The 12,905-nt window shown below is 39.2% G+C and carries 11 protein-coding genes, 1 pseudogene and 1 riboswitch; of the genes and pseudogenes, 5 read left to right on the top strand and 7 right to left on the bottom strand.

What is annotated here, in order from left to right; genetic code table 11:
- Window position 1 precedes the first annotated feature (1 nt).
- Together NSQ44_RS06450 and NSQ44_RS06445 are read right to left on the bottom strand one after the other, a co-directional pair.
- Window positions 2-1,063, bottom strand: a complete 1,062-nt coding sequence (locus tag NSQ44_RS06450) for a FecCD family ABC transporter permease (RefSeq protein ID WP_340856009.1) — start codon at window positions 1,061-1,063, stop codon at window positions 2-4.
- On the bottom strand, window positions 1,026-1,997 hold the full coding sequence (locus NSQ44_RS06445) for an ABC transporter substrate-binding protein (RefSeq protein ID WP_340856002.1): 972 nt from the start codon (window positions 1,995-1,997) through the stop codon (window positions 1,026-1,028). Before NSQ44_RS06445 ends, NSQ44_RS06450 begins: the two co-directional genes overlap by 38 nt.
- A gap of 111 nt (window positions 1,998-2,108) precedes the next feature.
- A riboswitch (cobalamin riboswitch) is annotated at window positions 2,109-2,289 on the bottom strand.
- Between the two features lie 195 nt (window positions 2,290-2,484).
- Here NSQ44_RS06445 and NSQ44_RS06440 point away from each other — a divergent pair.
- Window positions 2,485-3,930, top strand: a complete 1,446-nt coding sequence (locus NSQ44_RS06440; RefSeq protein WP_340855995.1) for an N-acetylmuramoyl-L-alanine amidase — start codon at window positions 2,485-2,487, stop codon at window positions 3,928-3,930.
- 98 nt (window positions 3,931-4,028) lie between these two features.
- On the opposite strand, the gene NSQ44_RS06435 is transcribed toward NSQ44_RS06440, so the two are convergent.
- From NSQ44_RS06435 to NSQ44_RS06420, 4 genes are all read right to left on the bottom strand, one after another.
- Complete coding sequence (locus tag NSQ44_RS06435; RefSeq protein WP_065095535.1) at window positions 4,029-4,187, bottom strand: DUF1540 domain-containing protein; 159 nt, start codon at window positions 4,185-4,187, stop codon at window positions 4,029-4,031.
- A 225-nt stretch (window positions 4,188-4,412) separates the two neighbouring features.
- On the bottom strand, window positions 4,413-4,994 hold the full coding sequence (locus NSQ44_RS06430) for a cell wall hydrolase (RefSeq protein WP_063389409.1): 582 nt from the start codon (window positions 4,992-4,994) through the stop codon (window positions 4,413-4,415).
- A gap of 304 nt (window positions 4,995-5,298) precedes the next feature.
- Entirely contained in the window at window positions 5,299-5,862 is a 564-nt protein-coding gene (locus tag NSQ44_RS06425) for an FAD-dependent oxidoreductase (RefSeq protein WP_063389410.1), read from the bottom strand.
- Between the two features lie 395 nt (window positions 5,863-6,257).
- The gene (locus NSQ44_RS06420; protein WP_445659525.1) at window positions 6,258-7,502 is read right to left on the bottom strand and encodes an IS110 family transposase; all 1,245 of its coding nucleotides are present in this window, start codon (window positions 7,500-7,502) and stop codon (window positions 6,258-6,260) included.
- 1,003 nt (window positions 7,503-8,505) lie between these two features.
- Here NSQ44_RS06420 and NSQ44_RS06415 point away from each other — a divergent pair.
- The 3 genes and pseudogenes from NSQ44_RS06415 (at window position 8,506) to NSQ44_RS06405 (ending at window position 11,855) form a co-directional block, all read left to right on the top strand.
- Window positions 8,506-9,897 carry a polysaccharide deacetylase family protein gene (locus NSQ44_RS06415; RefSeq protein ID WP_094245495.1) on the top strand — a complete coding sequence of 464 codons (1,392 nt, stop codon included), beginning with the start codon at window positions 8,506-8,508 and terminating at the stop codon, window positions 9,895-9,897.
- A 388-nt stretch (window positions 9,898-10,285) separates the two neighbouring features.
- Window positions 10,286-10,801: pseudogene (locus NSQ44_RS06410) on the top strand (IS110 family transposase); the annotation flags it as partial.
- 175 nt (window positions 10,802-10,976) lie between these two features.
- Window positions 10,977-11,855, top strand: coding sequence for an IS982 family transposase (locus NSQ44_RS06405; protein ID WP_340855981.1), 879 nt, complete (start codon window positions 10,977-10,979; stop codon window positions 11,853-11,855).
- Between the two features lie 266 nt (window positions 11,856-12,121).
- Here NSQ44_RS06405 and NSQ44_RS06400 read toward each other — a convergent pair whose 3' ends face one another.
- Window positions 12,122-12,292: an NAD-dependent epimerase/dehydratase family protein gene (locus NSQ44_RS06400; protein WP_232515507.1), complete on the bottom strand. Its 171-nt coding sequence runs from the start codon at window positions 12,290-12,292 to the stop codon at window positions 12,122-12,124.
- Window positions 12,293-12,487: 195 nt separating this feature from the next.
- Here NSQ44_RS06400 and NSQ44_RS06395 point away from each other — a divergent pair, with 195 nt between their 5' ends.
- Window positions 12,488-12,904: a hypothetical protein gene (locus tag NSQ44_RS06395; RefSeq protein ID WP_094245494.1), complete on the top strand. Its 417-nt coding sequence runs from the start codon at window positions 12,488-12,490 to the stop codon at window positions 12,902-12,904.
- Window position 12,905: the final 1 nt, after the last annotated feature.

Raw genomic sequence — 12,905 nt, 5'->3', positions numbered from 1 at the left:
GTTACCCTCTTCTTTCCATTCTTTGTTTCATTAAAATAAAGGCAAAGCTGGGAGCGCCGATCAAAGCCGTGATCACACCGATCGGAAGTTCTGTCGGCGACACGATCGTTCTTGAAACGAGATCCGCCAAAATTAAAAAAGCGGCGCCAAAAATGGCGGACAGAGGAAGAAGATGCCGGTAATCATTTCCCCAAAGCAGCCTGTTTACATGTGGGATGACAAGACCGACAAACCCGATTGTTCCGCTGATGGCAACGGCTGCACCAGCTAAACAAGAGGACGATGCTAAAATAAACAGCTTTCTCCTTTTTACATGGACCCCAAGTTGCTTCGCCTTTTCTTCGCCAAAGGACAGAGCGTTTAATTCTGTTCCGTTTACAAAAATCAAAATGGACCCGATTAAAAAAAACGGCAAAAGCATCAAAACGTATCCCCAGCCGCGCATCGCAACGCTTCCTAACAGCCAGTTGACAATTTGTCGCAATTCTTCTCCTGTCAGGGCAATCATCAACGAAATGAAAGCACTTAAAAAGGAACTTAAAATAATTCCGGTCAGCACAATGGTTTCAATCCTCATCGTTTTTTCAATGAAATTGGCGAACAAAATCACAGCCAAAATCGTTAAAAAACCCATAAAAATGCTGACAACCGGCAAAGTGAATGAGCCGAAAAAAGGAATTTGAATGCCGAAAAAAAGAACAAGTACAGCACCTAAAGAAGAACCTGATGAAACACCGAGCGTATAAGGATCTGCCAAAGGGTTTTGCAAAAGCCCTTGATAACAAGCCCCCGCCATTGCAAGCGAGGCTCCGACAAGTCCGGCTAAAACGACACGAGGAAGTCGAATATCAAGCACAATGCTTTTCATGCTTTCATCAATGTCCGGCGCCAAACCGGTATGAAACAGTTGATTGAAAATTATTTGGAAAATATCCTTAAACGTGATGTGAAACGTTCCGATAGAAATTCCTAAAAAGACGGAAAAAATAAGAAAACAAGCGGTCGCCGTATAGGCGACCACATGTTTATTTTTTGTAGACATCCGGATAAATTGCTTTCGCAAGTTCTTCTACTCCTTCAACCAATCTTGGGCCTGGGCGGCTCACCAAGTCGGAATGCACATCGTAAACCCGTTTATTTTTCACCGCTGATACATTTTCCCATCCTTTTCGTGCCAACACCTGGTCAACAGCTTTATCGACGTAATAGCCGTATGTCGTCACAATGACGTCTGGGTTCAGTTTTACAACGGCTTCTTCCGTCATTTGCGGCCAGCCTTCTTGATCGCCCGCTGCATTTTTTGCTCCAATGATCGTTAGCATTTCATCCATAAACGTTCCTTTTCCCGTCGTATAGATTTGTGGTGCGGGATTCACTTCGACAAAAACAGACACTTTTTGATCATCCGGAATCGTTTTTCCTTTTTCTTGAATATCCGCCAGTTTCGTTTTCATCTCAGCCACAATATCTTCGGCTTTGTCACTTGTCCCTGTAATTTTGCCGATTGTTTGGATGGAGTCATACACTTTATCAAATGATTGGGCATCTTCTACTACAAAAACATTTATTCCTGCATCTTTCAGCTGCTTCAGCCCTTCCTGCGAGTTATGGGCGCTGGAAGCATGCGCTAAAACAAGATCCGGTTTTAAAGAAATAATTTTTTCAACATTAAATTCCATCCCGCCAACCTTTTCTTTGTTTTGAACATCTTCCGGATAGTTGTCATTATCACTTACACCGACAATTTGTTCACCCAACCCTAAAGCATAGGCAATTTCAGTATTGCTTGGAATTAGCGAAACAATCCGCTCCGGTTTTTCCTTGATTGTTACATCTTCACCTAATGCGTCCTTCACTGTAACTGGGAATAATTTGGATGTTTGTTCGCTCGCGTTGCTGTTATTTTCTTTTTGTTCTGCATTATTCGTTTGTCCGCAGCCAACTAGAAGTCCAATTAAAAGCAATAACGATAAAAACAGTGCAGAAAACTTTTTCATGACGTTCCTCCTCCAATAAAAAAACATCTTCTTTTTTTGATAAGAAGATGTCTGAAAACAAGCATATCGCTTTGTTCTGTTTTCAAACACCTCCCTATCCTCGTAGGGTTTTTAGGCGTGATCAAACAGGCAGGTCTCCTGGCTCATGGTCATCGCTCCCTGAACCTTCCCGTAGACACAGTGGCATTTTCAGGTTGCTCCCATTCACAGTGGCGGGACCGCGTTGGATTTTCACCAAACTTCCCTTTTAAGCTGGCAGCTATGTGCCGGCACCTGTTTGCTTTTGAATGAAATTGTCGACGAATGTAATTATACATCATTCAAATCCGTTCTGGTAGAAGAAATGTGAAAATGCTATGTCAAGTTTTATATTGGACTTTTTATAAGGTTTTCAATTCAACCGTGTTGATTTGAACCGATTACCGTAAAAATGAATAAAATTTTAATGGATGGGTAATTGATTTTAGGAACGAAGGAGGATCCATAAGTGACAGTCGTTCTTTTAGACCCAGGCCACGGTGGAAGTGATCCTGGTGCAACATTTAGAAGCTATGAAGAAGAAGACTTTACGCTGACTATTGCCTTAATAGCCAGAGACCATTTGCTAGAAAACTTTCAAGTAGATGTCGTGATGACACGAACGAACGATCGCACTGTCAGTTTAGAAGAAAGAACGAGTTTGGCAAACAGACTAAATGTCGATTTTTTCTGCTCCATCCATGTCAATTCAGGGGGCGGAACAGGATTTGAAAGCTATATTTACAACCGCGGTGCATCTAATAAAACGATTCAATACCGTTCCATCATTCATAATCATATTATGAGCGTAATCGGGCCAAAATATAACGTACAGGACCGCGGAAAAAAAAGCGCCAATTTTTTTGTGTTGAGAGAAACGAAAATGCCCGCGGTTCTTTTGGAAACATTATTTATCGATAATCCTAACGATATCAAATTGTTAACCTCTTCTGCTTTTATAAGTGATTTTGCCGCCAGTGTGGCGGAAGGAATAGGAAAAGCCCTTAATTTAAAGAGAAAGGCAAGCACAACAAAAAAGCCGTCGACAAAACCGTCGGCTCCTGTTTCAAACAACACGCTTTACAAAGTGATTGCCGGTTCCTTCAAAGAGCGTAAAAATGCAGAACAACGCGTAAAGGAACTGAAGGGAAAAAACGTGGACAGTTTTATTTCACCTGCTAATGTTAACGGCACAAGTTTTTACCGTGTTCAAGCAGGGGCTTTTCAACATTTGGAAAATGCGAAGGAGCAACTGGCAAAACTTGTGCAGCTGGGCTATAAAGATGCTTTTATTTTAACTCCCGAAGAGCAGCGAGCAAATCCGCCAAGGCAAAATCAACTAGCCAGCTTGCTGTCTACATCAGAGCCGCAAGCATCCGCTACAGAAGACATTTCTATTTTAGGAGAACCGCTTTTATCAGGAACATTGTTGGATCAGTTCGTAAAAAATACGAATCCAGATGCACCTCAACTGGGTGATTTATATATCCAATTAAGCAAACTATACGGAATACGCGGTGATATCGCTTACGCACAAGCCATTCATGAGACGAACTATTTTCGCTTCACCGGGGTTGTCGACCGCAGCCAAAACAATTTTGCCGGAATTGGAGCGACAGGCCCGAATGTCCGAGGAGCAAGCTTCTCCACACCAAGAGAAGGAGTTCTCGCTCATTTGCAGCACTTGTTTGCTTATGCGACAACAAAGCCTCTTCCAAGTGATGAGCCGCTTGTAGATCCAAGATTTCATTATGTGAAGCGCGGATCAGCTACCACTTGGAAAGAATTAAATGGAAAGTGGGCAGTTCCTGGAGATCGTTACGGAGAAATGATTTTATCGATTTACCGTTCCAACCTTCAATTCGCTGTTCAACAGCTTTCCTCCATGATTGCGGAATTAAACAAACATGTATGATCATTTTTTTAATCTATTTTCCAATTAACGTGAATAAAATTGAAAATCATTATCAATAATAAAAGAGAGCCGAAATGGAATTCGGCCCTCTCCATTATTTAGAAAGTTTCCGGTTCAAAAGTTTTGCAATCCGTTTCCTTTTGATCTTTGGCGGTTTTCCCCGAATGGCTGACAACATAAATGGAATCAGCTGAACATCTATTTCCATCCGCCCAATATTTGCAGTTGTTTACTTCACATAAAACGTCTTGTGCCATCGCATGTCACCTCCCAATTATAGAATTGCCATCGGAAGGTGTTTTGATACGACACAAATAGTTTTTGACAATGACAATTTTTTAAAAATATGCATCACATGGAAAAAAAGTATGACGGGATGAAAAATATTTTAATCCAGCGTCCTTGCTTGATTCGATTTTTTTCATAAGGAACGGTTGTGCTGGAATAAAAAATAAAGAAGCTGCTGATAAGCAGCAGCTTCCTTATTTCGCAAAGACGTGATCGCCTATCACAATTGTTGTGTTTTTAGTTCGAACCCATTGGTCGTCCGTCTTTTTCGGATTATAAAAATACAGGGAGCCTTGACCTAAACCGTGGAATGCCAAAGCTTCATTTACTGCTCTTTTGGATTCCTCACTTGCAGGCTTGTTAATCTCTCCATTTGCTACAGGAGTAAATTGGCGATCTTGATAAATAACCTCTGTAATTGTATCAGGATATAAAGGGCTGTCTACGCGATTTAGTACAACAGTGGCAACCGCAACTTTTCCTTCGTATGGTTCTCCTTTTGCTTCTGCTTCTACTAATCTAGCCAATAAATCTTTTTCACTTGCTGAGATCGTTGGCGGGATCGTCAACTCTTCTCCAACATATAGTTCATCAGTTGTTTTATTGTTAACGGATTTTAGTTTTTGAACTGAAACCCCGTATTTTAGACCAATTTTCCAGAGTGTATCTCCTTCTTTCACCGAATAGGCAGCGCTTGCCTCACTTCCTTGTCCGGTGAAAACAATGGCAGCAAGAGCAATAAATGAGGAGAAGATGAATTTTTTTATTTTCTTCATAAATCCTACCTCCTTTTTTTCGCTCTCTATTACCCTAACATCTTCTAATCTAGAATTCATTAAAAAATCTTTTCATATTATTCATAAATATTCCAGCAAAGGTTCGGCGTTTACTTATGTCTTTTGGAAACATTTTGCTGAATACACTGTACTTTGTTCTTTTAGAAACTCCCTGCACAAGAGATATTTTTCCATAACAATTTCCCATTGGTATAAAGTTTTACATATTTTGGACTTACACCTATATTCGAGTTTTAAATCATAAAAAAAGACAAGACAAATGAATGTCCTGTCTTTTTTGAAATTAATTTTTCAATATATCATGATCGACGTACCGTTCGCCATTCAGCTCGCTGATGACATTGATGGCCACTTTTGCACCGTCACCTGCGGTAATGATTGTATGTACACTTACGCCAGCAGCTGTACCTGCTGCCCAAATTCCGTCAATATTTGTTTTTCCATTTGAATCCACATCGAATATTGTTTTGATGCGAGGCTCTGTTCCGTCTTTTGTTTTTAATCCAATTTTCTCGGCTAAATCCGTCAATACTCCTGTCGCTAAAATGACATGCTTCGCTTCATACGAACCGCCATCGGTTTTGACGACGTGTCCATCCTGTTTTGTTTCAATTGTTTCCACTTGCTCGTTTTTTATTTCTGCTCCAAACTTTTCCGCCTGTTTTTTCCCAATATCGATTAAATCAGGACCTGTAATTTCTAAAACACCATAGTGGTTTTCGATCCATGCCCTTTTCGTCATTGATTTATCGTGATCTAAAACTAATGTTTTCTTTCCAGCCTTCGCCGTAAACAACGCAGCACTTGCCCCCGCAGGACCGGCACCAACAATAATCACATCGTACATCTAAACTCCTCCTTTGCAAAAAATGTTTATAATTTTATTGTAAGCGCAATCGAAAAAAAATGTAAAGAAACTTGCTTACCAATTCTGAACATTAAAAAATTCATATATAATCTCCCTTCTCCAACTGAACATAAAACCTTTTGTAGGCTGGAGGTCCCGAAGTAAAAACCGCTTATCCCCAACTGATCTATTTTAAGAATACAGTAAAAAACGCTATTAAAATTCGCTATGCGGCTTCCGACACCCCAATGTGCAATGTTCCACAAAACTGCTACATAAGTTCGCCGGAGGAAGAAGTCTGAAATAAATACTTTGGGTTCCAAGTAATAAAAATAGGCATAGCAAAACAAGCCATCCATCGATGACTTTATTGGAAATATTTGGTTGATTGATCATCAAGTTGTAACTGCCGTCACTCGAAAACCTTGACTTTTAGCTAATAAAAGAGCTTGTTCTACCGTGATTTCACGGTTTACTGGAAGAACATCAGCTTTTTTATATAAATTCGGATTATATGGTTCTTTCTTTTTGAGAATGTTGTAGATAGCTGTTAAAAGCATACGTGCAATGGCAATAATTGCTCGTTTGTGACCACGACGTTTTTTAAGTTTCAAATAGCGGTTTCGAATTTCGGGATGTTTTTCACTTTTGACTACAGCGGTGGCACACTGTACCAAAAGAGGCTTGATGTAGCAGCCTGCTCTCGAAATTCTTACTGACTTTTTCTTGCCGGCACTCTCGTTATTTGTGGGTGTAAGTCCTGCCCAGGAACATAAATGCTTAGCTGTCGGAAACACGTCCATATTGACACCTATTTCTGAAACCACGGCAATGGCGGAAAAGATGTTCTTAAAGGACGGAACAGTTAAGATCAAGTTCATTTCCTCTGTGTAGGACGCGGCAAGGGAAAGAATGATTTTTTCAAGGTCAGCTTTACGAGATTGAAGGTCTTCATAGTGCTGTTTCATCACCTTTAATTTTTCAGCCTGCTCCGGTGTAATAAATCCGTCAATGGCTAACTCCAATTCAGGCAGTTTACTCTTCATGGAGCCGTGGATTAAAGGTTCAATATCAAAAGAAGTGTCTAAAGGGTTCTTAAGGAGCTTTTCAATGATGTTCATAGAGCTTTTGCCGAAGGTATCTGAAACAACATTTCCAAGCTGGATGTTAGACACGGTTAAACTGTTTTGAAGACGGTTCTTCTCACTTGACATAAAATTAGTCAGTTTAAAACGATAGCGCATAAGGTCACGCAGCTGTCTAATCTCAAGTGGTGGCATAAAGCTTCCAGCCACAAGGTCATGCTTAAATAAATCAGCAATCCATTTGGCGTCTTTTTTATCTGTTTTCTTGCCACGGATCGCCTTGACGTACTTAGGGTGTGCAAGAGTGATGTTGCAGGAAGCTTCAAGTACATTAAACACAGGAATCCAGTATTTCCCGGTAGATTCCATACAGACATCCTTACAGTTATTTTCACAAAGCCATTGTGACAGCTCATTCAATCCTTTTGTATAGGTAGAAAAGCGATGGCGTTTGTAAGTTGTAACTCCTTTGATTGTTGAGGCAATACAGGCAACAACAAAGGTTTTGTGGACATCGATTCCACAACAGATAGGGTATACAATTTTTAAGGCCATAGGGAATGATCCTTTCAGAGAATTATAGGGATAGACAGCATTGACTGATTGCCCAGCAATAAACGAGTAGTTGTTTATACAAAGATAAGTCTGCGTGCTCGAAGTCACACTTATTTGTGCTTGGAAAGGCAATCTACACATATAAACATGCGGTCACCCTGCAACCAGAGTGGCCCACTCACCTCCGCGTGATTTGTAGTTGACTGTTATCCCTATGACTTTAGAATAATAAAAATAACGCCGGTGGCACAATTGTTTCATTACGTTTTGTGCCTTGAGCGAAGCGAAAGGAATGGATATAAACATAAAAGTCAGTATAAGACACTCCTTTGGCGATTGGCATTACAAACGAAACTTAGTCGTAATCCATATTATGCAAATTCAGGTGAATTTTTTCAGCAGACTGAACCATATATTAAAGAAAGAGCGTCTAAATATATTAGTTGGAAACTTCTAGAATGGAATAAATCATCATTTACTTAAAAAAATAGGGAAGCTTTCGTTTAGCAACAAAAAATTTATTTATGAAATGAACATTACAACGGCTCTGCTAGCAGCAACTCGACCATTCAACATCTTGAATATTTGATAAATATTTTACGCATTCTCTCGGCTTCTTTATTCACCACTAGATCGTCACGAAACAGGTTGAGATAAAGGGTTCGAACGACAACTAACATTTAAAATAGATCCATACCTCTTTACGAAGCTTTCAAAAAAGTTTGGTGAAGCGCATATCCAAACCGAAGCAATGAATGAAATGACAAGAAGATAAAGAAACATCAAGTACATGATTCAAGCTCAAGAAAACGAACTGAAACAATATATTTATGATGATATTTCGAATTTCACAAGGATCGTAGAAATGGATGGATATAAAAGCCAATTTTAAAAAAATTTATTAAAAATGGAAAACAGCTTTGACATCTTTTCATCCTGATAGTACTCTATATTCGTTGACATTTTACATACGGCATTTATTTAAAGAAGGCAGTGAACATTAGTGAAATCGTTTGTATGGAAAATAAGCGGCATCGTTTTCATTTCGATCATTTTCATTTTTTTAATGTCTTTTTATTACAAAACATTAAGGGTACAGTCTGTCCCAGCAAATGGAAGCAAACAAATAGAAAAATCGCAATATGATGGAGTTGACTTAATTTCAGATATTGAGGATAAAAAAGAATTCCATTCCGCCATACACTATCCGAGATTTCAAAGCAGCAAACTGAATGCATCCATCCAGTCTTACGTCAAAGAAGAGAAAAGACGGTTTCACGAACAAATTCAATCCCAAAAATGGCGCTTGTTTAAAGATCCGTCGAATTTTTCTCTGACTTTTCGCCTCTATCCGGTCACAGACAGCGTCTATTCTTTTGTTTTTACTTCGGAAAGCCATTCAGATGGGGAAAAAGAAAGTAAAGACTTTAAAATCTTCATAGTCGATTTGGCAGCAGAACGTTTTATAAACAGCCAAGACATTCTTGAAATCGATGAAAAAACAAAAGAAAAGCTGCATGTTCAATTGACGGACCAGTTTCTTCAATCAAAAAAATATAAAAAAAGCTTTAGCAAAAAGAAGCTTAACAAGTGGCTCAATCACCCATATAACGATTTTTCCAATATTTATTTGACAAACAAATTCATTGTTTTCAAGTTTCATAGCAATGAAGTAACAGAAGGTGCTGAAAGTCCTGAAATTTCCATTCCTTTAACGAAAGGAAAAGAGTTATTGACAGAGGAGTGGCGGAAGCGATTATGGATGGAAGAAAACAAACCAAAAAAAGCAGAACCATTGCCGAAAAAACCTCCTATCCAAAAAGACGAGCCGATCAAAAGCAAAAAAATAGTTGCTCTAACATTTGATGACGGACCTCACCCAAAATATACAACAGAAATTTTGGATTTATTAAAATCGTATCATGCAAAAGCCACTTTTTTTGTGATTGGTCAAAGAGTTAATTTTTATCCTAATATTGTAAAAAGAATAGGTTCGGAAGGACATGAAATTTGCAACCACAGCTTTAGCCATAAAGATTTTACAACTTTAAAAAAAGAGAAAATACTTGAAGAAATAAATATGACCGATCAAGAAATTTTCAAGGCATCGGGCTTAAAAGCGAATTGCGTCCGCCCTCCATATGGGGCTGTTAATCAAAAGGTCAGATCAGCTATTGAAAAGCCTATCATTCTATGGACTGTAGATACATTAGATTGGAAAACGGATGACCCAAAAAAAGTACTTAAAATCGTTCAAGCCAAGACAAAAAACGGTTCCATCATTTTAATGCACGATATTCATTCATCCACAGTAGAGGCATTGAAGCTAATCTTGCCATATTTAAAACAACAAGGTTATGAGTTTGTAACTGTATCAGAGATATCAAAAAAATGAAATCCTCGTCACATGCAGTTGGCGACCGAAATATGAAATGCATACAATGCCTATTCTTATAGTGTTGAATGCGATCCGCTTCCCAAATCTATGGAAACGTTCAACAGAAATTTTGAAAGCTGAAACGTTTGATGCCTATTTTAATGAAAAACATACTAAGATTAGTAGCACAGACCACGGCCATGGTCTGTGCTACTATTTTTTTATAGTAGAAGTGGAGAATAGGTCGTGACAGCCCCAGAACCTTGAGTTCGTATGAAAAACTGGCCTACTTCACTGCCCTTATAAGAATCAGTTTCAGTATGTTGGATCCTTGAGATCGTGTATAAGAAAAGGGAATCGATAAGGTGAAGTGAAGACTTCTACATAAAAATCAGGAGGAATGTATATGAAAAGCGTCATTGCTTTTGATGTCAGTATGGGAAAAAGTTATATGGTGATTTATAACGCTGCACGTTCTTGTATTTTTGAGGGGGAAATTTTGCATAATCGCCCCCATTTTGAACAGCTAAATAAACGAATCATCGATTTAGTACAAAAAGATGGACAAGTTCCAGCCATTGTATTTGAAGCAACAGGCGTGTATTCCCGACCATTAGAGCGCTTTATGAATGATCACGGTTTTCCGTACTGTCTGTTAAATCCCCTTGAATCAAAGATTCAAACGGCTACTATGCGCATTCATAAAACCGATAAAAGTGATGCCCACCGTTTGGCCCAAACTCACTTTACAACCGAACGGCGCATAAAAAAACCGCAGGACCACTACTTCGACCAAATGCGTGCGCTTTCCCGATACTATCATGAATTAGACGAAGAATTAGCGATGCTTCGAAGTAGAATGCACACTTTACTACAACTGACTTTCCCAGAAATGGAATCGCTGTTCACACAAAAATCCGATAAGCACTGTACGAATGCCATATGCTTCTACTTGTTTAGCTTTGTTTTCCCAGTCATATACAGTCTTACCTAAAACCCGTGGTGCTAGATAAACTTGATCAAGCATAAAAATAGCCCTTGCCTGGCGGATCTCCTTAAAATGAAAGTGCGACCTACCATTCGAAAGGAGAATCCCCATGCAAGAGCACTTTCATTTTACTACAGATCGGACCAAGATTCAAAAGCAATATGCCGCCATTTTCTTTTTTGTCTCCGCTCAACTGTCATTGATTCAGACGCATCTTCAACGCCGCAACCGCCATTTGGTAAAGCAAGAAGATGACGTGATCATAGCGATTCACATTTTGGGGAAGCTGCTTGGCTTTTCTTCCGAACGGGCATGGCATCGCTTTGTCACCGGAAATTTGTTCACAAACGGGCAGTTTCTCGAACGTTCCCGATACAATCGCCGTTGCCGGGCGCTGCGCTGGGCGATGAAATGGATCCGCCATGAACTGGCGAAACGCGGCCAACATCATGCCTATGCCGTGGTCGATAGCTTGCCGTTAGAGTTGTGCCATGCTGCGAGAATGCATCGTGTCAAACGGTTTCAAGGGATCGCCGACATCGGGTATTGCGCTTCAAAAAAGCAATGGTACTACGGGTTGAAACTGCACCTTCAAGTGACCGATCAAGGTTTGCCAATGGGATATGTGGTGACGGAAGCATCCTGCCACGATCGAATCGCAGCCGAAAGCGTGATGACCCAAATTCCTCATCCCTATAACCTCGGGGACAAAGGGTTCATTAGCCGTGACTTGCAAAAAAGGCTGTACGAAGAATACCAAATGGCGCTTTGGACTCCGTCTCGAAAAAACCAGAAACATCGCCCGTCCGAGGCATGGGAGAAGTGGATCCAACAAAAACGCAAAGTGATCGAGACGGTGTTCTCGGTTCTGGTTGACCAATACCGGATCACAGAGATTCGAGCGAATTCCATGATCGGATTTGAAGTAGCGCTCGACGGCATATTGTTAGCCTATTCGCTGGTCACACTAGGGCTAGTTGAGTTCTAACGCTCAACTAGCACCACGGGTACCTAAAAAATCATTTGATGTTTCTAACGAAGCTTCCGTATATACATCATTTATTGATGGTGGATAAATACCGATTGCACTTGCATTGATAAATATGGCTGGTTTTTTAGGCAATAGTGAGATTATTCGTATTAACTCATCTGTTGCTACCATCCGACTGTTATAAATTTTTTTCTTATGGTTCGTATTCCATCTTCCATCGTTTATTGAAACCCCTGCTAAATTAATAAATACATTGGCATCTCTTATTTCATTTTCAGGAGAAATCCCTTCTTCAAGCCATTGTATATAATAAACATTCCCTGAAGTTTTTTTGCCTTCCTAGTTAAGATAATAATTTTATGTCCTTCATTAAGAAGGAGCTCAGGCAATTTCTGTCCGATAAATCCTGAACCACCAGCAATAACGATCTTCATTTTATTCCTCCCTCTATAAATGTTCTTTTCAAAATTATTTAAATAATTTAAAGTAAAAAAATCTAATTCTCTTACTTTTTATGGAAATATTTAAATCTAATTATAGCCTGTTTCCTTAATCATCAAGATTTTAAGACATATATATGGTATTATTAGGATAAAAATAAAAATTATTTATTTTAAGGAGGTAAAATCATGGTATTAGAGACCATCCCTATTTTATCCGTATTATTGATTGGATTTGCCACTTTTCTTATCCTGAGTGGAAGAAAGAAAAGAAAAGATTCGCTTCCTTTGTTATTTCTTATTTTAAATGGGGTATTGCTTGTAGCAATGCTAACCTTTTTTGTTAACTACCTCAGGAACACCAATATCTTTTCTAATACTCCAGCTTGGTTTTTCTGGTCTTTAATCATTCTAGGTCTTGTAATCGAGATATTCTGTCTATACAAAAAATATGTTCCTGGTCAGATCATTGCTTCTGCAACTCATTTATTCGTCGTGTTTCCAACAATCTTTTCAATTGGAATCATCTTGTTACTATTAGCTGTAATTGAGTTAATCATAGCAATTATCAATCTAAAAAAAAGAAACTATGGATTAGCAAGTTAAA

The sequence above is a fragment of the Aeribacillus sp. FSL M8-0254 genome (assembly GCF_038008845.1).
Taxonomy (GTDB): Bacteria; Bacillota; Bacilli; order Bacillales; family Aeribacillaceae; genus Aeribacillus; species Aeribacillus composti.
Note: the sequence above shows the minus strand (reverse complement) of the source record. Positions and strands in the feature narration are given on the sequence as shown.